The sequence below is a fragment of the Catenulispora pinisilvae genome, assembly GCF_015356865.1.
GTDB classification, from domain to species: domain Bacteria; phylum Actinomycetota; class Actinomycetes; order Streptomycetales; family Catenulisporaceae; genus Catenulispora; species Catenulispora pinisilvae.
The window spans coordinates 1-21,246 of the sequence record NZ_JAAFZA010000082.1 but is presented as its reverse complement, the minus strand read 5'-3'; the positions used below and the strand labels follow the sequence as shown (position 1 = coordinate 21,246).

The following is a 21,246-nucleotide window of genomic DNA, read 5'->3' as shown; positions in this document are numbered from 1 at the left end:
GCAAGCGCGAGCTCAGGCCACCAGCAGCCGCAGCCCGAAGTCCGCGGCCTCAAGCTCGGTGAGCTCCCGGTTCCGCTCGGCCCAGCGGCCGGAGGCGAGATCGTCGCCGAGATGCCGGATGGCCCGTCGCTCCGGCTCCGGTCCGACCCGCGTCCACACCGACACCGCCCGCCGCACCGGATCCTCCAGATATGCCTCGGGCCGGCGCCAATACGCTTCGAACAGTCCGTCGGCGCAGTCCCACGGGATCGGGACCGGCTCCGTACGCGCCCCGATCGCGTCGGCCATCCCGGGCAGCGGCGGGAAGTCGGCGAGGACGCCGGCGAACTCGGGCAGGTAGTCGCGGGTGAGCCAGAACCGGTCCTGCCACCCGCGCGAGCTGGCGTCGAAGGTGAGCACCACTACCCGCCGCGCGACGCGGCGCAGCTCCCGCAGCCCGGCGATCGGGTCGCTCCAGTGGTGCACGGTCGAGATGGCCATCGCCGCGTCGAAGGACTGGTCCTCGAACGGCAGGTGTTCCGCGGCGGCGGCCACGCATGGCGCCGCGTCGGCCGGACGCTGTCCCCGCATGACCGCCGACGGCTCCACGGCGGTCACGTCGCGGTCCACCGGTTCGTAGGAACCGGTACCGGCCCCGACGTTCAACACAGTCTCCGCATCCCCGAGCGCGTCCCAGATCTGCGCGGCGATCCGCGGATCGGTGCGCCGGGTCGCGGGGTACGCGCCGCCGATCGCGTCGTAGAGTTTCGCGCCCAACATCTCCAGCTGTTCCTCAGGCGTCACAGTCATCCCCTTCGCACGTGCCGCTAGTTCCCTGTCGATCGCCGCCACCATGGCGTCGGCGCGCTCCCGCTGCTCCAGCAGCAGACCGCGCAGCCGGCGCAGATGCGCGACGGCATCCGTGGACGGGTCACCGACCAGGTCGGCGACCTCCCGCAGCCCGAACCCCAGCCGTCGGTAGGCCAGGACCTCGCGCAGCCGCTCCACGTCACCCGCCGAGTACGCCCGGTACCCGGCCGCGGTGCGGGCCGAGGGCTGCACGAGGCCGATCTCGTCGTAGTGATGCAGGGTGCGGACGGTCACCGCGGCCAGGTCGGCCACGCGTCCCACGGTCAGGTGCTCTTCCACGGCCCTGACTATGCCGTCTGACGTTGCGTGAGGGTCAAGCACTGGGTATTCAGCTGTAGAGGAGTTCGGCCTGCCACTGGTCCCGCGGCTGGTGATGCAGATCCAGATAGGCGTCGGCCAGAGCCTTCGGAGCGAAGCGCGGGTCGTCGCCGCCGATGACGCCGGCGATGGTCACGGTGGTCACGTGCACGTCGGTCCCCTTCTGGAACTCGTGCAGGCTTTGGACGTAGGCGCGCAGTGCGGCCTTGCCGACCGATAGTGATACGCGTTCGGGGGAGGGGTGCAGCGCCAAGGCGCCGCCGGTGAACAGCAGGGTTCCGCGGCCGTGCGCCAGGAGCGGCAGGACGGTGCGGGTCGCGGCCACGGCGCCGGTGACGTTCACCGCGAGCCGGTGCGCGAAGGCGTCGGCGTCCAGCTCGACGGGGGTGTCGGGGGCGAGGCGGGCGGCGTTGTAGATCAGGATCTCCGGCGCGCCCAGCGTGTCGACGGCGTCCCGCAAGACCGACTGAAGCTGGTCGGCGTCGGCGGCGTCGGCCTGGAAGGGGCGTGCGGTGCGGCCCTCGGCGGCCAGCGTGGAGGCGTACTGCGTCAGCCGCTCGCGGTTGCGGCCGATCAGGGCGACCGGGTGGCCGTCCTGGGAGAAGGCCTGGGCGAGTGCCAGGCCCAGGCCCGGGCCGACGCCGACGATGAGTGCGGATCCCTTGTTCATGGCGGGTCTCCTTGGGCGATCGGGTGGTTGCCAGTCATCGGCTGCTTGCCAGTCAACACGGGAGCGGAGCTGCGCTGAAGGACCGATCCGGTCCCTGTCGATACGGTAAGGGTATTAATGTCCCGCCCCGCCGAACGGCTGGAGAGGACACGCCGAATGGCTACTCTGCCGCCCGGCGCCGTGGTGCGGCGGCGCGGCGGCCTTAGCCTCAGGAACGACAAGTCTCAGCCCGGTCGAAGGGAACATTGGTGATCCGCGTAGTGGTCGTGGACGACGAAGCGCTCATCCGCTCCGGCTTCGAGTTGATCCTCAACGCCGCCGAGGACATCGAGGTCGTCGCCACGGCGGTGGGCGGCGAGGCGCTGGAGACCGTGCGCGAGCAGCGTCCGGACGTGGTGCTGCTGGACATCCGGATGCCGGACGTGGACGGGCTGACCGTGCTGCGCGGTCTACAGGCGTTCCCCGAGCCGCCGGTGGTGGCGATGCTGACGACGTTCGACACCGACGAGTACGTCCTCACCGCGCTGCGCTCCGGCGCCGCGGGCTTCCTGCTCAAGGACACCGATCCGGCGCAGCTGGCTCAGCTGGTGCGCACCCTGGCGGCCGGCGGGATCGTCATGTCGCCCAAGGCCTCGCACGCGATGGTCCGCGCATTCCCGACCGCCGACCCGGCCGAGGACGAGGCGCTGACCCGCATCGGCGGCTTGACCGAGCGGGAGCGCGACGTCCTGCTGCTGGTCGCCGAGGGCCTGTCGAACGCGGAGATCGGCGCGCGGGTCCACCTGAGTACCGGCACTGTGAAGGACCATGTCAGCGCCATCCTCAGCAAGCTGCGGGTGACCAGCCGGGTCCAGGCCGCGCTGCTGGCCCAGCGCGCCGGGCTGCTGACGGACACCGGCGGTGAGTACCGGTGAGGCTGTTCCGCGCCGCGCGAGTACCGGTGAGGGTGTTCCACACCGCGCCGACCGCACTGCCACGCGGGCGGTCGGTGCGGTTGGCACAGTGGGCACAGTCGCCACACCGGCATGACCGCGTGACGGCGTGCTGGCGGATGGAGTGATGCCGCGATGAACGCCTCCCGGCAGTGGTGGGCCCGGATCCCGCTGCCCGCGGTGGACGCCGTGATCATCGTGGTCTCCGCGCTGGACACCTGGGTCAGCCTGTCGGGCGAGGGCGCCTCGGCGCTGGTCTGGGTCCTGGCCGTGCTGTCCGTCGCCGGGCTGGTGGTCCGGCGGCGGCTGCCGTGGGTGGCGCTGCTGCTGACCCTGCCCGCCAACTGCGTCCTGGACATCGTCTTCGCCCCGCTGGCGTCGCTGTTCACGCTGGCCGAGCAATCCCGCAACCGGCGCCTGCTGGTCGTGGCGGCCCTGGCCTCGGCCGTCGCCTCCGCCGTGCCCTCGTCGTTCAAGGGGAGCGCTTCGGACCCCCAGTTGTGGACCGTCATCTACTTCGCTTACGCACTCACCGCCGCCGCCGCGCCGGTCCTGCTGGGCCAGCTCGTCCAGACTCAGCGCGACCTGCGGGCCCGGCTGGCCGAGATCGAGCAGGCCCGCGAGCACGAGCAGCTGCTGCACGCGCAGGCCGTGGTGACCCGCGAGCGCGCACAGCTGGCCCGGGAGATGCACGACGTGGTCTCGCACCAGGTCAGCCTGATCGCGGTGCAGGCCGGCGCGCTCCAGATCGCGACTCAGGACCCGGTCGGCCGGGACGGCGCACAGACCATCCGCTCCCTGGCCGTCAAAACCCTGGAAGAACTACGGCACATGGTGACGCTGCTGCGCGCCTCCGGCGGCCGCACCACCGAACTCACGCCCCAGCCGACCCTGGCCGACCTTCAACGGCTGGTGGCGTCCAGCGGGATTCCGGCCGAGCTGACCGGGGAGCTCCCGGCGTCCGTCGGCACTCCCGCACAGCGCACGGTGTATCGCACGGTGCAGGAAGCGCTGACCAACGTTCGCAAACACGCGCCCGGCGCGAGCGCGACCGTGCGGCTGTGGCACGGGCCGGACGCGTATGGGGTGACGGTCGCCAACACTCCCGCGACGCGTCCCTCGCTAGCCCTGCCCGGCTCGCAGCAGGGCCTGATCGGGCTGCGGGAACGCGCCGAGCTGCTGGACGGAACGCTGCACGCCGGGCCGACCGCTGACGGCGGGTACGAGGTGAAGCTGAGCGTTCCGAACCACGGGAACTCGCGCTGACGCCGCGGCGCCCGGGTCCTCAGCGCATCCCTCATTGCAGCCCCTCATTGTGTTCTCAGTGCATCGAGGCGACTGCCTGGGCCACACCCTGGATCAGGGTCCTGCTGTTGGCCAGCACGGCCCGCAGGTCGTCGTTCGACGTGGAGCCCTGACGCTGCTGAAGGACGACGCCGAGCACCAGGTGCGTCTTGCCGTCGGCGTCGGACTGCCGCGCCGCCCACATCAAAGCGCCGCCGGCTGGGGTGCTCGAACCGGTCTTCATACCGACCACGCCGTCCGCACCGAGCAGGGTGTTGGTGTTGAACAGGCGGCTGCGCAGGCCGGGCACCGTGGCCGTGGGCATCGCGACGATGCGGTCGAAGACCGGGTCGGTGATCGCCTTCCTGGCGAGCTTGAGCTGATCGACCGCCGTGCTCTTGGTCGACTCCTCGTAGCCGCTGGCACCGGTGTAGGTGGTGTCGGTCATGCCCAGGCGGCGCGCGGCGTCGTTCATCTTCGCGACGAAGGCGTGCTCGTTCCCGGCGTCCCAGCGGGCCAGCAGCCGGGCGATGTTGTTGCCGGACGGGATCAGCATCATCTCCAGCAGGTCGTGCTCGCTGAACCTCTGGCCCGCGGCCACCCGCACCGTCGACTGCTCCGGATCAGAGGCCTCACTCGCGGCCTTGGCGTCGACGGTGATCATCGGGCCCTGATCGTCGCCGTCCAGCGGGTGGTCCGCCAGCACGACCAGGGCGGTCATCACCTTGGTGACGCTCGCGATCGGGACCGGCTTCTGCTCCCCGTTGGTGCCCAGGCTGCCGAGCCCCTCGACCTCGACAGCCGCCTGACCCTGCGCCGGCCACGGCAGCGTCACCCCGGAGCCGAGGTCGGTGGAGACCGGCGCCGGAGCGGGCTGGAACGCGGATGCCGCCTCGGACGCCGGCGCGGACGTCGTCGCGGACGTGAGCGCGGGCCGCTGGTCGCTGTGGCGCGCGGCGACGGCGATCGCGGCGCCGGCGGCGGTCAGGCCGACGGCGACGGCGACGACCGGTATCACCGCGCGGCGGCGTCGGCGGAGCCAGCCCGCCGGACGGACGGAGTTTCGTTCGCGAGTCGGATTCACCCTCCGACGATCGCCCGACCTCGTATCGGAACCGCCGTGGCAGTGTGTCGGCCGGGCCTGGGCTGTGTATCAGTCAGGTATCCGGGGTCGTCGGGTGGCAGGGGTCGTCAGGTATCCGGGGTCGGATCCGGAATCCGCGGCAGCGTCACCCGCGCGATCGCCCCGCCGTCCACCGCATCGCCGAACTCCAGCCGGGCGCCGATGACCCGGGCCTGCCCGAGGGCGATGGTCAGCCCGAGGCCGTGGCCGCGTCCCCGCTCCGGTGCGCCGGTGCGGAACCGGGACGGCCCTTCGGCCAGGATGTCCGGGGGAAAGCCCGGGCCGTGGTCGCGGACGGTCAGCGTCAGGCTACTGACACTGCCACTGACGCCGCCACTGACACCGAGCTCGATCGGGGCCCGACCGTGCTTGTGCGCGTTGAGGAGCAGGTTGGTGAGGATCCGGTCCAGCCGGCGTGGATCGGTGCGCACCACCGGATCGCCTTCGATGCTGAGTTGAACCTCGAAACCGATGTCCGCGACCGTCTCGCCGACGAACTCCCGCAGCGGCACCGCGACGAAGTCCGCCGTCTCGACCTGGGCGTCCAGGCGGGACACCTCCAGCAGGTTCTCGGTCAGGCTTCGCAGTACCCGGACCCGGTCCCGGACCAGCTCGGTCGCCTCGCCGTCCGGCAACAGCTCGGCCGCCGCGACCAGTCCGGCCAGCGGCGTGCGCAGCTCGTGCGCGACGTCGGCGGTGAACCGCTGCTCGGTCCGCAATCGGTGTTGGAGCGCGTCGGCCATCGAGTCGACGGCCCGCGAGAGGTCGTGGACCTCGTCGCCGGCCCGGCCGCGCGGGCCGATGCGGGCGTCGAGGTCGCCGGCCGCGATCCGGTGCGCGGTGCGGGCCGCGCGCCGCAGCCGCCGCCCGGCGAACTCGGCGCCGAAGGCCGCCAGCGGCACCAGCACCGCGACGGTACCGGCGGCCGCGTAGAACGTGTGCCGGTCGAGCGCTTCCAGATCGCGCTGTTCGGAAGCCATCGGGTACTGCGCCACGACGAGATTGCCGTCGACGTACTGCGCCGCCCACATCACCGGCTGCGGGCTGTAACTGGCGTCGTAGAAGGTGACCGGCGAAGTGGTGGTCAGCGCCTCAGCCGCCAGTTTCGGCGGCACCAGGGAGGCCGGGACCTGCTGGTCCGCCCGGACGGAACCGATCGTGTCGGCCAGGTCCCCGCGCGCGGTGACCCGGCCGTAGTAGAGCTGCCGCGACTTCGTGCTCTGATGGATCGCCAGCCCGATCGAGCCGGACGCGACCGTCACCGCCACGGCGGCCAGCACGGCCATCCGCACGCTCAACGAACGAAGCGGGTTCCTCATCGGCGCAACTTGTAGCCGAAGCCGCGGACGGTCTCGATCCGCTCCGCGCCGATCTTCGTCCGCAGCCGCGCCACGCACAGGTCCACGACCCGCGAATCGCCGCCCTGCCACCTGTAGTCCCACACGTCGCGCAACAACCGGTGCCGCTCCAGCACGACGCCGGGATGCGCGGCCAACTCCAGCAGCAGCCGCAGCTCGGTCGGCGTCAACGCGACCGGCCGGCCGGCGCGCGTGACCTCCAGGCCGCCGGGGTCGATCCGCACGTCGCCGAAGACGAGTTCGGCCGGCCGGTCCGCGGCCGGGTCGGCGCAAGGGTCCACGGCCGCGCGGCGCATCACGGCCCGGATGCGCGCGACCAGCACCGAGGTGTCCACCGGCTTGACCACGTAGTCGTCCGCACCGGCCTCCAGCCCGCCGACCACGTCCAGCGAGTCGCCGCGCGCGGACATCATCAGGATCGGCACCTGGCTGGTCTCCCGGACCCGCCGGCACAGCCCGATGCCGTCCAGCCCGGGCAGCATCACGTCCAGCAGCACCAGATCCGGGGCCGCCTCGCGGAACCGGTCCAGGCCAGCCAGGCCGTCCGAGGCGGTCGTCACCGTGAACCCGTAACGCTCCAGCGTGCGGCCCACGGCGATGCGGATCACCTCGTCGTCCTCGACCAGCAGCAGAGACGTCACGCGGTAATCTTTACATACCGGATCTATTGCTTACGCTGCGCCGCGGGCCTGGGAGTCGGCTGCCGACATGGAGGCGACGTGTGATCGTGTCGGTACGCTGAGTGCGCAGCGCATGAGTGCACATCGCAACCGCGTCGGGAATGCACGCCGGGAATGGGAGATGGTCGTGGCCAACGGGGCACCGTCGCCTTCCTGGCCGGCGACGATTCCGGGTTCATCACCGGCGCCGCCATCCCGCTCGACGGCGGCATCTCCGAAGCCTTCACGGTTCCGGAGTGAGGACGCTGTCGTAGCCGGCGAATCGCAAGCGAATCGCCGGCAAGGCGATCATCCGCTTTGTCGAAGACAAGTAGCTACCATCAGTTCTCTGAGGCACGGCTGTCTGAGGCACGGCTCTTTGGGGCACGGCTGTCCGGCTGGAGACAAGGATGGATCGCACATGAACCTGCTCCTGCGGCTGCGCGGCGGGCGCGGCAAGTTCGCGCTCTCGGTCGCCGTGGCCGTCCTGGTCGGCCTCGGTGCTGCCGGCGGCGCGGCCTCGCAGGCCAAGGCCTCTGCGGCCCCTGCGGCCTCCGCGGTGCCGTCCGCCGCGGGCGCTCGGGCAGCCGCCGCGCCCGGCCTCACGCCGGTGCTGCCCTGCGCGCAGGTCGGTCGGCTCGACTTCGGTTCGGTGCCCGGCGCGGCCACCGCGATCGACTCGGCCACGCCGGTGGCCGCCGCCGACAACCCGCAGGGGCCCTGGGACGCCTGCCAGGTGCAGGGCACGATCGCGCCGCAGATCCAGTTCCAGCTGTTGCTTCCCACCAAGACCTGGCAGGGGGAGTACCTCCAGGACGGATGCGGCGGCTACTGCGGCAGCGTCGGCATCACCACCCAGGCCGCAGCCGGGTGTGCCCCGCTGACCGGCGGTGCGTTCGCAGTCGCGAGTGACAACGGCGGGCACGCGGGCGGCTCGGTGTACTCCGCGTCATTCGGCGCCGATCCGACGCTGCGGGCCAGCTTCGGCTATCAGTCAGAACACGTACTCGCCCTGGCGGCCAAGGCGATCATCGCGCGGTTCTACGGGACCGGGCCCCGCTACTCCTACTTCGACGGCTGCTCGCAGGGCGGTCACGAGGCGCTGACCGAGGCGCAGCGCTATCCGCACGACTTCAACGGTCTGATCGCCGGGTCGCCGGCCGGGATCATGACCGAGCTCAACGTCTTCTTCCAGGGGTGGAACGCGCAGGCGAACACGGCTCCGGACGGCTCGCAGATCCTCACGCCGGCCGACCTGGCTCCCCTGCACAGCGCGGTGCTCCAGGCCTGCGACGCCGCCGACGGCACCCGGGACGGCCTGATCTCCGATCCGCTGAACTGCCACTTCGATCCCGCGACGCTGGCCTGCGCCGGCCGGACGCCGACGGCGTCAGCCTTCTGTTTGAGCCCGGCCCAAGTCACGACCGTGCGCAAGCTCTATGCGGGACCGCGCGACGCGCACGGCGCGCTGCTGTATCCCGGTTGGCAGCTGCCCGGCTCGGAGGCGAACTGGGCCGGCTGGCTGGTTCCGGTGGCGCCGGGCGCGCCGAGCGCCGACCAGGAGATCGTGCAGTCGACGCTGCGCTACATGGTCTCTCCTGGCGTCGATCCGTCGGCCACTTATAAGGACGTGAAGTTCACCGACGCCGAGTTCGCTCGGATCACCCAGGCGAACGACGGGATGTATGACGCGACCGATCCCGACCTCAGCGCATTCCGGGCGGCCGGCGGCAAGCTCATCCTGTGGGCCGGTTGGGCGGATCCGGAGATCTCCCCGGTCGGCACCATCGCCTACTACCAGGCGGTCCAGCACGCGATGGGCGGCGAGCAGGCCACCGACCAGTTCGCCCGGCTGTTCCTGCTGCCCGGCGTCTCGCACTGCGGGGGCGGCGAGGGTCCCGACCAGTTCGACGCGCTGAGCGCGATCACCGGCTGGGTCACCGCGGATAAGGCCCCTGACAGCCTGCTCACCTCCAGCGTGGACCCGAGCGGCGCGACCACCGCCACGCGGCCGGTGTTCCCGTATCCGCAGATCGCGGTCGACACCACCGGCGGGCCGACCGGCCAGGCGTCGAGCTACACGGCGCAGCCCGGGACCCGGCTCGGAGCGGTGAGCTGGCTCGGTACTTTCCGGTCCGGCTACGAGACGGTCAGCGGGTGGGTCGACGGCCAGTGGGTCACGCGGCCTGGGAAGAACTGAGTTTTCGCGGGAACGCAGAGCTCGGACAACGCGTCCAATCTGTATGAGGTACCCAAGGAGTTGGAGGTCGGGCCCCCTGGTAGTCACCGTCGCGGTGATTCTGACGGCTGCCGGGTGTGGGTCCGCGGCCGGTGCCGGGTCTGGGTCTTCTGGGTCGTCCGGCCCGAAACCCCCGGCTCCGGTCGGCGACGGGGTGCCGGTGACCCCGTATGTGAGTGTTATCGAGAACTACTTCCCCGCCCCCGAGCCTTCGAAGTATCCCGTCCCTGAGCAGAAGCGGTTCGCCGTCACAGACAAGCAGGCCATCACCCGGCTGGCCGCGATGGTCAATGCCCTGCCGGTGGCGAAGGATGTGGTCATTACCCCCTGCTCGTCCCAGTTCGCACCGGCCTATGAGCTGGACTTCGGTGCTTCAGCCCGTACCGCGACGATCGCCCAGGTGTCCGTCGAATGCTTCGGCGTGATGGTGACCGTGGACGGGAAGAGCAAGCCGACCCTCAGCCTGGCTTCGGTGGGCGAGGACCAGTTCTTGCGCGAGGTCGGGTCGGTTTTGGCCGGATCGACGGCACCGTGACAGAGAACTGATCACGCTGTGGGCACTTTTGACGGCACAGCTCCTTGATCGCCATTCGTAAAGTTGCTCGGCGTGGACAGTGTCGAGAAGGTCCGGCAGCGTATGGCGGGGCAGTTGCAGCCCGAGGAGAACGTTCTGTACGGGTGCTTCAGCTTCCGGACCGGCGGCGTGCGCAAAGCGATGGTCGGCGGCGCGCTGGGGATCGCGGGGGCGCTCGGCGCGGCGGCGATGGCCGCGGCGACCAGCGGCAAGCGCACGGTTCCCGCTTTGAGTCTGACGCTGCCGAGCCGCTTCTACGTCGGGCTGACCGATCAGCGCCTGGTGATCTTCTCCTCCGGCGGCGCCGTCGTCGCCAAGCCGAAGAACCTGCTGCACGCCTACCCCCTGGACCGGCTCGCCTGGCTTTCGGACGAACTGGTCAACGGGGTGGCCCAGGCGTACCGGGTCTCGGTCGGCGTGGTGGACACCGGGGTGCTGAACTTCGAGTTCCCGCGGTTCGAAGTGCGTGACGCCCGCACGATGGCCAGCCAGATCAAGCGGAGTCTGCCGCCCGGTTCCGCCGATGAACAGTGGTGATCGGTACTTCACCCTTCATCTGTGCCGGCTTGCTTGGGTGGGGTCAGTGAACCAGTCGTTGGTATTGAACTCCTCGCTCATCAACCTCACCCGTAGCGCCGAGCGGGTGAACAGCGCTTCGCACAGCTGCGTGGGGGAGACCCGGGCCGAGGAGAAACGCGCCAGGGTGAACGCGTAGCGGCGGTACGCGATCCCGGCCGCCTGGGCGAACTTCATGACGTCGTGCTCTGCGAAATACGGTGCCGGGATCCAGCCGAGCTCACGTGCCTCGGTGTCGAGGAACACGATCCGTTGCAGGGCCCGGCCCGCGAGGCCGACGGTGGCGATGGCCGCGATCCCGCTCCGGCACTCGCCGGTTCCCGTCGGCCGCCTGCGGGCCTGGAAGACCTCGACGGCGTCGAAGCCCGGCAGCAGCCCACCGGCTTCGGGCAGCCAGCTGCCGGTCCCGTTGCTGCCGGCGATCATGACGTGCTGGTGGTCCCACTTCATGGCGCCGTGCCGGTACCAGCGGCCGATCGCCGTGTCACCGGTGTAGCGGCTGGTTCGATTCCCCTTCGACTGGGGGACGAGCCACTTGCCGAGGTCGGGCCCGCGCTGGTCCACGGCCGTGACCAGCCGTACCTCGACGTCCGGGATCTGTAGCGCCCAGCCCGCGCGCTTCCCGGCCTCGGCGTCGAGCCGCTGGTGCCGCAGCCGCAGTCGGGTGTCCGGCGCCATGAAGGGCCGGGCGAGGGCGAGCTTGATTCTGGACATCGGGCCTACTTCGTCGGGTGGCCGGACGCTTGGACGATCGCACCGTACAGCAGTGCGGGCAGGGTCGGCCTCGCTCGCCCGGCGGACTGCGTCGGGGCCGCTGCGGAAGTGGCGATCCCGGGACTGAGCTGGGAGGTATGCTCCCTGAGCCGACCCGCGGGTGGTCGGCCAGGAGGGGAGCCGGGATGGCATCCGAGATAGGTCCCGAGGCGGGCGATCCGTCGCGTTCGGCGGAGCCCGGCTCTGGTGAGGGGACAGCTTTCGCGCCGCCGACTCAGCCGCCGCCGACTCAGCCGCCGCCGACTCAGCCGTCGTCGATTCAATCGCAGCCGCCGCAGGCGTGGCCTGGCTATGGCCAGCAACAACCGCAACCGCCCTACGGCCAGCAGCCGCAACCGCCCTACGGCCAGCAGCCACCGCAACCGCCCTATGGCCAGCAGCCACCGCCCTACGGCCAGCCGCCCGGTATCCCCTACGGTCCCTACGGCTACCCGCCCTACGGCTATGGCTACCCCAAGCCCCCGACCGGCACCAACGGCCTGGCGGTGGCCGCCATGGTCCTGGGCATCTGCGGCTTCCTGTTCGTCACGCCGATCCTCGGCCTGATCCTCGGCCTCGTCGCGCTCTCGGCGGTCAAGAAGTCCGGCCAGCGCGGCCGGGGCATGGCGATCAGCGGGGTCACGCTGTCGAGCGCGTGGATCGTCCTGTTCGCCACCCTCATCACCGTCGGCATCCTCACCAAGCCGGCCTCCGTCCAGCGGGACGCCGACGGCAACGTCGTCAGCCCGGGCCAGGTCTCGGTCTTCGACCTGCACCCGAAGGACTGCTTCACGCTGCCGCCGGGCCTGATCGGCTCCACCGACGGCAAGACCCGCACGTTCAAGGTCGTCCCGTGCTCGACCCCGCACGACAGCGAGGCCATCGGCTCCTTCGCCGCCGCCGAGACCTCCTACCCGGGGACGGCCGGCCTGCGCAGCGACGGCATGTCCCAGTGCCTCAAGGTGCTCGCCGGCTACGAGCCGGACCCGGCGTCGCTGCCCAGCAGCAGCCTGGTCCAGTACATCTTCCCCAACCAGCAGGCCTGGGATTACGGCGAGCACCACGTGACGTGCTTCATCCAGTTCCCGAGCGCCACGCTGACCAAGTCCGTCTACCGCGACCGGTCCACCTACACCCCCGACCAGCTGCGCTTCCTCGACGCGGTCCGGCCGCTGGACGACGCCGTCAGCCAGCTGAACGCGACGCCGCAGGACGCCGACCTGTCGGTCCTGCAACAGCGCGCGAGCGACATCGCGGACGGGGCGCAGAGCGAGGTGGCGGCGCTGACCTCGGCACCGTGGCCGAGCGCCGTGCAGCCCTCCGTCGACTCCCTGGTCGCCAAGCACCGCGAGGCGGCGCGGCTGTGGTCGCAGGCCGCGGGCGAGAGCGACATCGCCTCGTTCGGCGACGACGCGCGGCTGGCGAACACCGACTTCGACCTGCCGGACTTCCAGGCGGTCCGGACCGGACTGGGCCTGACGGCCGTCAACCCGGGCTCGGGTGGTTCGGGCGGTACCGGTGGTTCGACCGGCTCGACCGGCGGGGGTACGCAGTCGGCGTGACGTGAGCGCGAATCCGTGTGCTCGTGGTACACGTGCTGCGGGCTGCGGACCGAGTCCCGCTGAGCACAGCAAGCGCGCCGGGTGCACACTGAACTCATGCCGAAGAAGCCGAAGCCGACAGCGGTGCCCGCGGTCCGACGCAAGCGCCTGGGGCGGGCCGTCGTGGGCGCGATCGGAATGATCGCCCTGGAGACGGCCTACATGCGCAAGAGCGGCTACGCCGTCGGGTTGCAGACGGCGGTGCGATGCCGCGCCGGCCACCTGTTCACGACGATCTGGATCCCCGGCGCGTCGGTCAAGGCCGTCCGGCTCGGGCCGGTGCGGCTCCAGTGGTGCCCGGTGGGCCGGCACTTCACGTCGGTGCGGCCGGTCAAGGTCGCCGAACTGACCGACGAGGTGCAGGAGGCCGCGCGGTTGCAGCACGACGCGCGGATTCCGTAAGGGCCGGCGGCTGAGCGGCGCCGGGCGGCTCGGCCTGCTCGGCCCGCTCGGCAGCGCTGCCTCATACTGCTGCTCATGCCAGCCGAGATCATCCCGTTCACCGTGGAAGACACCGACATCCAGGACCTCAGAGTCCTGCGGATGAAGCAGATCACCGACGAGCGCGGCACAGTACGCGAGTTCTACCGCGAGTCCGCCTTCCTGGAAGCCGGGCTGCCCTCGCTCGGCCCCTGGCTCCAGATCAACGTCACCGAGACCCGGCAGGGCGCGCTGCGCGGTCTGCACGGCGAGGACATGTTCAAGCTCGTGGCCGTCGTCGTGGGCGAGGCGTTCGGCGCCTACTTCGATGCGCGCCCCGATTCCCCGTCCCAGGGGAAGGTCGTCACTGTGCGGCTGACCAAGGGCACGCAGGTCATGGTACCCAAGGGCGTGTGCAACGGATTCCAGTCCGTCAGCCCGGGCGTCACTCAGTACCTCTACTGCTTCGATCAGGAGTGGCGTCCCGGGATGGCCGGGGTGGCGGCGAACCCGCTCGATCCGGCGCTCGCCATCGCCTGGCCGCTGCCGGTCGACGCAGCCGACCCTTCGCAGATCTCTGCTAAGGACGCCGGCGTATCCGGGAGATGGCGGAGATAATCAGGGCTCTAAGTTAGAGTTCTGATTCACGGGGCGGAGGGCCCGGGATCGCCGGAGCGAGGCTGGGCCCTGCCGATGACTTCAGGTTGCACACCGCTATCTGTCACCAGCGGAAGGACCCCATCGCCATGTCCCGTGTCCTCGTCCTGCCAGCGTTGTCGGCCGCGGCGCTGCTGTGCGCCGGCAGCCTCGGCGCACTGCCCGCGTCCGCGCGCGCCGACGCCACTGCTGTCCACGCGCCAGCCGTCCCCGCTATAGCCGCCCGCGTCGCCGATTCACCGACCGGTCAGCTCGCCTACCTCTCCGTTGGCGGCTCCTTCGGCACGCCGAACGCCGTCGCCGTAGTCGATACCCGCACCGACGCGCTCGTCGACTTCCGCACCATCGCGCAGTACCTGTCCGGCATCGCCGTCAACCCGGCCGGCACCGAGGTCTACGGAACCGCCCAGGGCGCCCTCGTAGTCCTCGACGCCGGTACCGACGCGACACTGGCCACGATCACCGTCGGCGGCGCGAACGACGCGGTCGCGGTGAACGCGTCCGGTACGCGGGCGTACGTCGCCGACGCGGACGGTTCCGGATCCACCGACGTCGTCGACACCGCCACCCGGACGGTGATCGCGACGATCCCGGCCGGCGGCCACCGCCTCGCGCTGAACCCGGCCGGAACTATGCTCTACACGACCAGCGCCACCGGCACCCTGTCGGTGATCGACACCGGTACCGACACGGTCGTCGGCAGCGTCCTGTGCGGTACCTCCGGTGGCTCCGTGGCCGTCAACGCGACTGGCACCCGCGTCTACGTCGCCGATCTCGCGACCCGCAAGCTGTGCGTCATAGACACGGCCACGAACACGGTGACCGCCACCGTCACGCTGCCATCCGGAAGCAACCCGATGGCCGTGGCCGTCAACCCAGCCGGAACCACGGCCTACGTCAGCACGGGACCGACGGCCCGGATCTATGCGATCGACCTCCAAACCGACGCCGTCTCGACCAGCTTCCCCTCCGCCATCAGCGTCGCCGAGGCCCTGGACCCGACCGGCAGCTCTCTTTACGTCGCCGACGAGAACCCCATGGGCAGCGGCTCCTTCGCGGCGCTCGCCACTGGGTCAGGCGCGAACCTCGGCGCGGTCCGGCTCGAAGGCCAGCCCTCTGATATCGCCCTCGGCCCCGTCGCGGCCGGCACGACCACCTCGCTCGCGATCTCGCCGTCCGGAACCGCGACGCAGGGTGCCGCGGTGACGCTGACCGCGTCGGTGTCCGGCGCGACGTCGGGGACGGTCCAGTTCTACGATTCCGCGCTGGAGGGCGCGGGTACGGTCCCCTTGGGTGCGCCGGTCTCGGTCACCAACGGCACGGCTACCCTCAGCACCACCGCGCTTGCAGTCGACACGCATACCCTGAGCGCCGCCTTCAGCCCGTCGCAAGCCGGACTGCTGCGGTCAGCCTCGGCGCCCGTGACCTTGCAGGTGGAACCCCAATAGCCCGCCGCGGACACTCCGGCGATCGCTCTGCCTTATAGCTCGAAGCGCGGCGGCGGAACAGGTGACATTCACCGTTGGCGCCGCCGTTCGCGCTCGTCACAATCGCCGAATGCTGAACAGCCGCCGGAGGGGCGCGATCACGGTCGCGCCGGCACTCGTCGGGTTGTGCTTCGGGCTCACCGCCTGCTCCAGTACCGGTACCACCGCGACGGCTGCCGGCACGAATATCTCAAGCCCGGCTGCCGCGAACGCTGCCACATCATCGTCGGTCATATCAACATCTGTTGCTTCGGCATCGGCATCGGCATCGGCATCGGCGTCAACGTCAACGTCTGTCGTGTCGCCCTCGACCAGCACCGCACCGGGCGCGGGCAACGCCCCGACCGGTGCCAGCGATCTGAAGCCCTTCGTCGGCACCTGGACCGGACACACCCGCACGCTCACCATCAGCGCGGACGGCATCGCCACCGAGAAGGTGTACGACGGCTGCTGCACGGTCGCCTGGACGCTCCGCTTCAGCGTCGACCACGCCAGCGGCTCGCACGCCGACGCTGCCCTCTACACCACGCTCCTGTCGGCCTCGTTCAATGAGAACCCGGACTTCCCCACCCCTGGTTCGCCCGAGGCGCAGAAGGGGCAGGGCGGCATCGCGGGCGTGCAGGACGGCGTGCTGACCGAGCCGTACGCCGGCGGGACCTTCTGCGACGCCACCGCCGACGCCGCTGGAAAGTGTGGCCAGTAGCGCGCCGTTCGGCCGGAACTGATGGCATGGGAGTCGACGACGGCCGGATGCACCTGCGGATCAGTCTGCTGATTCGAGCTTGCTGATCTGAGTCGCTGATCCGAGTCGCTGATCCGAGTCGCTGATCCGGCCCGCCGATTCGGGCCCGCTGGTCCGGGTCCGAATCGGCGGGCCCGCTGGTCCGGGTCAGCCTGGCAGTCGCTCGCCGATCCGCCTCAGCCCGGCAGTCGGTCGCTCAGCAGGAACGTGATGAGCGGGCTGCTGACCCGCGGATCGCTGAAGTCCACGCCATGCCCGGAGGCGTCGACGGTGACCATGGCGGCCCGGTGGCCGAAGGCGTGCAGGGTCTGCCGGGCGCCGGAGTAGGCGGTGTCGGGGTCGTAGCGGTTCTGGAGCATCAGGATGTCGCGCGGTCCGGCCGGGCTGGGGCGGACCGGCGGCTCGGTCGGGCGGTAGTGCCAGAAGGCGCACGGCCACACGTCGCCGGACATGCCGTCGGTGAGCGGGTAGCGCTGCCGGTCGGCGGCGGTGCGGGCGGCGTAGTACGCCGGGTCGCTCGACCAGACCGAGTCCTGGCAGATCACCGCGTCCTGGGCGGCGATGAAGTTGTCCGGCACCACCGTCGGCAGGGTCGTGCCCGAACCGCCGCCCGGGACGCTGGTGGTCCGAGTGGCGGCCAGCTGCCAGGCCGCGGCCGCGATCGGGTAGTAGGCCGGGTTGGTCAGCGTGGAGTAGGTGGCGGCCCGCAATGCGTTCCCGGTCAGCACCCGGCCGTCGGTGAGGGTCAGCGGTGAGCGGTCGAGTTCGGCCGCGAGGCGGAAGTACGTGGCGCGGACGGCGGCGGGGGTGGCGCCGAGGTGCAGCGTGCTGTCACGGGCGGCCAGGTAGGCGGCGAGCGCCGGGAAGGTCTCGGCCGCGCCCTGGCTGAACAGGCTGATGCCCTGCTTGACGCCGCCCGGGGCGACTGAGCTGTCCAGCACCACGTGGTCGGTGTGGGTGGGGAACAGGCTCGCGTAGACCTCGCCGAGGTACGTGCCGTATGAAGTGCCCACGTAGGAGATCGCCGGGTCGCCGAGCGCGGCCCGGATCCGGTCCAGGTCCCGCGCCGAGTTCGCGGTGGTGATGTCGGCCAGGTAGGGGCCGCTCGCCGCCGCGCAGTCGTCGGCGACCGTGTGGGCGTAGGCCAGGTTGGCGGTGATCGACCCGTCGGGCGCCGGGAAGGGGTAGTTGAGTTCGGCGGCGCGGTCGGCGGCCGGCAGATCGCAGCGCACCGGCGTGCTGTTGCCCACCCCGCGTTCGTCGAAGCCGATCAGGTCGTAGGAACCGAGCACGGCCGAGGGCAGCACCGAGACCATCTGCCCCGGGTAGTCCAGCCCCGAACCGCCCGGGCCGCCCGGCACCACGACCAGGTCGCCGCGCCGGTGCGCGGGGTCGGCGGTGCGGATCCGCGAGATCTCCAGCGTGATGGCGCCCTGTCCGGGATCCCGGTAGTCGCGCGGCACCCGTAGACTCGCGCACTGCTCGCGGGGATCACGCGGGAACGGGACGCCGTTCGCGTTCGGGGTCGGCGCCGGGCAGGAACCCCAGACCAGCGGGGTGGCAGGGCTGGCAGAGCTGGCGGGGGTGGACGCGGCGGAGGCGGTCGCGGGGATGGTCGTGGCGGTGGTCGTGGCCGAGGTGCCCGGCGTGTCCGGGGCGGCCGCGATGGCGGGCGCGGCCACGGCGGTCAGCGCGAGCACGGTCGACAGAAGCGCGGCACCGGTCACGGCCGGGGCGCGCAGGATTGCAGTCATGGCGCGACGCTAAGGGGGCTGACCTGCTCTCGTCGTCGGTGCAGGGGTGGAGGTCCGGGTGGAGATCGGTGGCGGGCGGTCGGCCCGTGGCTCAGCGGTCGATCATGGCGGCCGAATTCGTGAGGCGTTCCGTGCAACCTCGCGGCCGACTCCTTCCGTCCTAGGCGGGACACGGGAGGGGAGGGTGCTGGATGCGCCTTACCGATGAGGCAGATTTCAAGGAGTACGCCGCCGCGCAATCGCTCGCGCTACGTCGTACCGCCTACCTGATGTGCGGCGATTGGCACCAGGCCGAGGATCTGGTGCAGACCGCGTTGTTGCGGCTGTACCGGTCGTGGTCGAAGGTCCAACGCAGCGGCAGCCGTGACGCGTACGTCCGGCAGGTCCTCGTCCGCTGCCTGATCGACGAGCGGCGGCGGAGTTGGCGCCGTGAGCGCCCGTTCGCCGAGCTGCCCGAAGTCGGCCTGCACATGCGGGACGGGGACGGGATGAACGGCGAGGGCGCGAACGCCGAGTCCGGATTCGAGATCCGGCTCGGACACCGGGATGAGATCTTCGCCGCGCTGGCGAAACTCCCGCCCCGGCAGCGCGCGACCTTGGTGCTGCGCTACTGGGAGGACATGTCGGTCGAGCAGGCGGCCCACGCGCTGGGCTGCACGGTCGGCACCGTGAAGTCCCAGTCCGCGCGGGGCCTGTCCGCGCTGCGCGTGTTGCTTCGGCCGATCGCGGAGCCCCCTGTCAGCGTGACCGAGAAGGAGTGGGATCGATGAACGACAACCAGAGCCACGACGACCACGACGACCACGGCGACCGGATCCACGACCTGTTCGCGCAGGTCGCCGACGACCCGGGCCCGCCGCTGGGCTTCACCGCCGACGGGATCGCCGGCCTCGGACGCCGCGGCGCCCGCACCCGCCGGCTCGCGGCCGTCAGCGGCGCCACGGCCGGGATCGCGGCCGTCGGCATCGCGATCGCCGCACTCCCGGGGGCGGTGGGCTCGGGCCGGGCCGGCGCGTCCGTGGCTTCCGGCGGTCCGTCCGCCTCCCCGTCCGCTCCGGCGGATCCGATCTGCGTGGCGGACGTGACCAACGCCTTCGCGGCCGAATCGGGCGTGGACAAGTCCGCAGCGGAGACGGTGGCGTATCAGGAGTGCCCGGCACTGCGGGCCATCGACGCGGTCCTCGATCCGGCGGGGACGCACCTGACGGAGCTCAACGCGCGGCAAGAGTCCATCACACCCGACGTCGTGTGGACCTATATCGGCAACCGGAGCGATGGCTTCAACGGCACCACGGCGAACATCACCTACAGCAACAAGGGCCAGGCCACCGCACTGCCCTCGGTCGCCATCTCCGTCACGTTCTCGCTTCCCGGCGCCTCGGAACCGGCCCCGCTGTCGAGTGACATGACGCTGGCCGACCGTGCGCCCGGCGTCGCCCCCGGGTCGGCCCCCTGGGTCCAGAAGAGCAGCACGACCCTGAAGGACGGCTCGAAGGTCACCGTCGGCGAGGTGCAGAACGGCGACCGGGTCTCGATGAAGGCCCGGCGGGTCCTGCCCTCGGGCGCGGCATTGACGATCGTCGCCTCGGACTCCTACGACACGGCCTCGGCGACCGAGAAGCCGGGATCGGTGTATGACCCGTTCCCGTTCAGCATCGAGAAGCTTGCGGAGGCGGCGAGCGTCGAGCAGTTCGTGGCGCCCAGCGCTGTGAAGTCCTATCCGATCAGTCCCGCGGGGAAAGTGCCGAGCGGTGGGCCTTCGAGCTCGGGTGGTCACTGATAGCTCGCCCGGAATCGGCAGTGACTCGACTACTGCCGGCATGGGCTGAACGCTGAACAACGCAGTGGCGCTCTGGAAACCGAGGGCGCCACTGCCGTGACCGCTGTGTTGTGCGGGCCGATCTACTAGTGCGGGCCGATCTACTTGTGAGGCAGGTTTACGCCCCGGCCAAGTGCGCGGGCACTCCCTGCTCCCAGGCCTCCCAGTTCGCCATGATCTCCCCGGCCAGCCGCGATCCCACCCGCCAGACGTTCTCCGCGGCCAGGGTCCAGCCCACGTCCTCGGTGAACGCCGACTCGGGGGCGTGCCCGGGGGCGGCCCGGTCGAAGTTCGCTCCGGACCGCAGCACCGCCACCCGCGAGAAGTCCACCAGCCCGGCCTGTGCCGCCCGGTCCAGCGCCACCAGGGTCGCGTTGTCCTCCATCTGTGTCACCGCGTACCGGCCCCGGCGGTCGGTGTAGTCGTGCACCCAGCCGCTGGCCCGTTCGCCCAGCTTCTGCCCGAACCAGAACACACTCGTCGTCAGCGACGAGCCGGACAGGACCGCGGGGGCCTGACCGCCGGGGCCCGGGTAGGCGGCGCGCATCTGGGCCGCCGCCGGGTCGTCGGCCAACGGCACGCCGGCCCCGATCGTGGCCGCCGCCCGCCGCAGTGACTCGTCCAGCCGGTACACCTCGCCGGGCACCCGCAGCTCCGGGGGCTTGCCCGGGGCGCTCGCCCCCAGCGGCACGAAGCCGTGCGGCCAGCTCGCCGGGATCTCGCGGGCGTCCAGTTCGTGGGCGTAGCCGCCGTGCACCGCGTAGTCGGCGCAGACCACGGAGCCGATGGTGCCGACCGCCGGATCGATGCCGGCGATGCCCGCGATCAGGACGTAGGCCCGGGACAGGTCGAACTGCCCGGACAGCGCCAGCGCCGCCACCGAGGCCGCCGCGTTCGACTCGCCCATCCCGGTGGTCAGCAGCCACAGTCCGTCGGCGCGGCCGTGCACCACTGGGAAGTCCGCGCACAGCCCGGGCAGGGCGACCGAGGTGTCGAGACCGTCCCGCACCCGCCACCGGAAGGCCTCGCCGTTCCCGTCCTCCGGATCGGTGTCGAACATCGTCACCACGAGCACCCGTACCTGATGGACCATCGCCGACCCGCTCTCGCCTCGCCCGATATGCCAGGGAATCGATTATCGAGGCCGCCGCCGGTGACCCGCACCCCGCCGGGTGTGGACGGCGCCGGGAAGCCCAGCCCGGCGGCGTCGCACGGACCCGCCGCCGTTGAGGTGGGGGGAAGGGCGCTGGTCCGTGAGCCGGGCTTGCTTGGCCCGTGACCTTCTTGCCGTACCTTGTTTTGTAGCGTTGTTGATTTTCAAGGGGGATCCAGGTGCGGATCGGGCGACGGATACTCGTACTCGCGGCGGTCGTCGCCGCGGCGGCCAGTCCGGAGGTGGCGCAGGCCCGCGGCGGGGGCGGCGGCCACGGC

The 21,246-nt window shown here is 71.1% G+C and carries 22 protein-coding genes; 13 read left to right on the top strand and 9 right to left on the bottom strand.

All coding sequences use genetic code 11. From position 1 onward, the window contains the following. Nucleotides 1-12: 12 nt before the first annotated feature. On the bottom strand, nt 13-1,110 hold the full coding sequence (locus IZR01_RS22485) for a MerR family transcriptional regulator (protein WP_194925012.1): 1,098 nt from the start codon (nt 1,108-1,110) through the stop codon (nt 13-15). 67 nt (nt 1,111-1,177) lie between these two features. Continuing rightward, a complete protein-coding gene (locus IZR01_RS22480; RefSeq protein WP_194924997.1) occupies nt 1,178-1,837 on the bottom strand; it encodes an SDR family NAD(P)-dependent oxidoreductase in 660 nt (219 codons plus the stop codon). A gap of 248 nt (nt 1,838-2,085) precedes the next feature. Here IZR01_RS22480 and IZR01_RS22475 point away from each other — a divergent pair, with 248 nt between their 5' ends. After that, on the top strand, nt 2,086-2,751 hold the full coding sequence (locus IZR01_RS22475) for a response regulator (RefSeq protein ID WP_194894524.1): 666 nt from the start codon (nt 2,086-2,088) through the stop codon (nt 2,749-2,751). Nucleotides 2,752-2,904: 153 nt separating this feature from the next. Next, entirely contained in the window at nt 2,905-4,035 is a 1,131-nt protein-coding gene (locus tag IZR01_RS22470) for a sensor histidine kinase (RefSeq protein WP_194894523.1), read from the top strand. Between the two features lie 55 nt (nt 4,036-4,090). Here the strand turns inward: IZR01_RS22470 and IZR01_RS22465 are convergent, their stop codons facing one another. The 3 genes from IZR01_RS22465 to cseB form a co-directional block, all read right to left on the bottom strand. Next, nucleotides 4,091-5,137 (bottom strand): D-alanyl-D-alanine carboxypeptidase family protein, encoded by a 1,047-nt coding sequence (locus IZR01_RS22465; protein ID WP_323747069.1) that lies wholly within the window; start codon nt 5,135-5,137, stop codon nt 4,091-4,093. Between the two features lie 107 nt (nt 5,138-5,244). Further along, the gene (locus tag IZR01_RS22460; protein WP_194924996.1) at nt 5,245-6,495 is read right to left on the bottom strand and encodes a sensor histidine kinase; all 1,251 of its coding nucleotides are present in this window, start codon (nt 6,493-6,495) and stop codon (nt 5,245-5,247) included. Then, nucleotides 6,492-7,175, bottom strand: coding sequence for a two-component system response regulator CseB (gene cseB / locus IZR01_RS22455; RefSeq protein WP_194894521.1), 684 nt, complete (start codon nt 7,173-7,175; stop codon nt 6,492-6,494). The genes IZR01_RS22460 and cseB overlap by 4 nt, the downstream gene beginning before the upstream one ends. A 153-nt stretch (nt 7,176-7,328) precedes the next feature. Between cseB and IZR01_RS52480 the strand changes: the two genes are divergently transcribed. The 4 genes from IZR01_RS52480 (at nt 7,329) to IZR01_RS22440 (ending at nt 10,543) form a co-directional block, all read left to right on the top strand. Then, complete coding sequence (locus tag IZR01_RS52480) at nt 7,329-7,454, top strand: hypothetical protein (protein WP_267254861.1); 126 nt, start codon at nt 7,329-7,331, stop codon at nt 7,452-7,454. Nucleotides 7,455-7,614: 160 nt separating this feature from the next. Further along, nucleotides 7,615-9,393 carry a tannase/feruloyl esterase family alpha/beta hydrolase gene (locus IZR01_RS22450; RefSeq protein WP_194924995.1) on the top strand — a complete coding sequence of 593 codons (1,779 nt, stop codon included), beginning with the start codon at nt 7,615-7,617 and terminating at the stop codon, nt 9,391-9,393. Between the two features lie 211 nt (nt 9,394-9,604). Beyond that, nucleotides 9,605-9,967 carry a hypothetical protein gene (locus tag IZR01_RS22445; RefSeq protein WP_194894519.1) on the top strand — a complete coding sequence of 121 codons (363 nt, stop codon included), beginning with the start codon at nt 9,605-9,607 and terminating at the stop codon, nt 9,965-9,967. 72 nt (nt 9,968-10,039) lie between these two features. Continuing rightward, nucleotides 10,040-10,543, top strand: a complete 504-nt coding sequence (locus IZR01_RS22440; RefSeq protein WP_194894518.1) for a hypothetical protein — start codon at nt 10,040-10,042, stop codon at nt 10,541-10,543. A 15-nt stretch (nt 10,544-10,558) separates the two neighbouring features. On the opposite strand, the gene IZR01_RS22435 is transcribed toward IZR01_RS22440, so the two are convergent. Continuing rightward, entirely contained in the window at nt 10,559-11,296 is a 738-nt protein-coding gene (locus IZR01_RS22435) for a hypothetical protein (protein ID WP_194924994.1), read from the bottom strand. A 185-nt stretch (nt 11,297-11,481) separates the two neighbouring features. Between IZR01_RS22435 and IZR01_RS22430 the strand changes: the two genes are divergently transcribed. The 4 genes from IZR01_RS22430 to IZR01_RS22415 all read left to right on the top strand — a co-directional run bounded on the left by IZR01_RS22430 (nt 11,482) and on the right by IZR01_RS22415 (nt 15,461). Then, entirely contained in the window at nt 11,482-12,897 is a 1,416-nt protein-coding gene (locus tag IZR01_RS22430; protein WP_194924993.1) for a DUF4190 domain-containing protein, read from the top strand. Nucleotides 12,898-12,993: 96 nt separating this feature from the next. Next, on the top strand, nt 12,994-13,338 hold the full coding sequence (locus IZR01_RS22425) for a hypothetical protein (protein WP_194894515.1): 345 nt from the start codon (nt 12,994-12,996) through the stop codon (nt 13,336-13,338). A gap of 75 nt (nt 13,339-13,413) precedes the next feature. Beyond that, nucleotides 13,414-13,974 carry a dTDP-4-dehydrorhamnose 3,5-epimerase family protein gene (locus tag IZR01_RS22420; RefSeq protein WP_194924992.1) on the top strand — a complete coding sequence of 187 codons (561 nt, stop codon included), beginning with the start codon at nt 13,414-13,416 and terminating at the stop codon, nt 13,972-13,974. A gap of 128 nt (nt 13,975-14,102) precedes the next feature. Next, nucleotides 14,103-15,461 (top strand): Ig-like domain repeat protein, encoded by a 1,359-nt coding sequence (locus IZR01_RS22415; protein ID WP_194924991.1) that lies wholly within the window; start codon nt 14,103-14,105, stop codon nt 15,459-15,461. 96 nt (nt 15,462-15,557) lie between these two features. Here the strand turns inward: IZR01_RS22415 and IZR01_RS22410 are convergent, their stop codons facing one another. After that, a complete protein-coding gene (locus IZR01_RS22410; RefSeq protein WP_194924990.1) occupies nt 15,558-15,818 on the bottom strand; it encodes a hypothetical protein in 261 nt (86 codons plus the stop codon). On the opposite strand from IZR01_RS22410, the gene IZR01_RS22405 reads away from it, so the two are divergent. Next, nucleotides 15,799-16,203 carry a hypothetical protein gene (locus IZR01_RS22405; RefSeq protein ID WP_194924989.1) on the top strand — a complete coding sequence of 135 codons (405 nt, stop codon included), beginning with the start codon at nt 15,799-15,801 and terminating at the stop codon, nt 16,201-16,203. The genes IZR01_RS22410 and IZR01_RS22405 overlap by 20 nt on opposite strands. Before the next feature lie 215 nt (nt 16,204-16,418). Here IZR01_RS22405 and IZR01_RS22400 read toward each other — a convergent pair whose 3' ends face one another. Beyond that, nucleotides 16,419-17,996, bottom strand: coding sequence for an alpha/beta fold hydrolase (locus IZR01_RS22400; protein WP_194899703.1), 1,578 nt, complete (start codon nt 17,994-17,996; stop codon nt 16,419-16,421). A 191-nt stretch (nt 17,997-18,187) separates the two neighbouring features. On the opposite strand from IZR01_RS22400, the gene IZR01_RS22395 reads away from it, so the two are divergent. Together IZR01_RS22395 and IZR01_RS22390 are read left to right on the top strand one after the other, a co-directional pair. Continuing rightward, nucleotides 18,188-18,766 carry a SigE family RNA polymerase sigma factor gene (locus IZR01_RS22395; protein ID WP_194899701.1) on the top strand — a complete coding sequence of 193 codons (579 nt, stop codon included), beginning with the start codon at nt 18,188-18,190 and terminating at the stop codon, nt 18,764-18,766. Then, nucleotides 18,763-19,776, top strand: coding sequence for a hypothetical protein (locus tag IZR01_RS22390; RefSeq protein ID WP_194899699.1), 1,014 nt, complete (start codon nt 18,763-18,765; stop codon nt 19,774-19,776). The genes IZR01_RS22395 and IZR01_RS22390 overlap by 4 nt, the downstream gene beginning before the upstream one ends. A 157-nt stretch (nt 19,777-19,933) precedes the next feature. On the opposite strand, the gene IZR01_RS22385 is transcribed toward IZR01_RS22390, so the two are convergent. Beyond that, nucleotides 19,934-20,908: a purine-nucleoside phosphorylase gene (locus tag IZR01_RS22385; RefSeq protein ID WP_194899697.1), complete on the bottom strand. Its 975-nt coding sequence runs from the start codon at nt 20,906-20,908 to the stop codon at nt 19,934-19,936. Between the last annotated feature and the right edge of the window lie 338 nt (nt 20,909-21,246).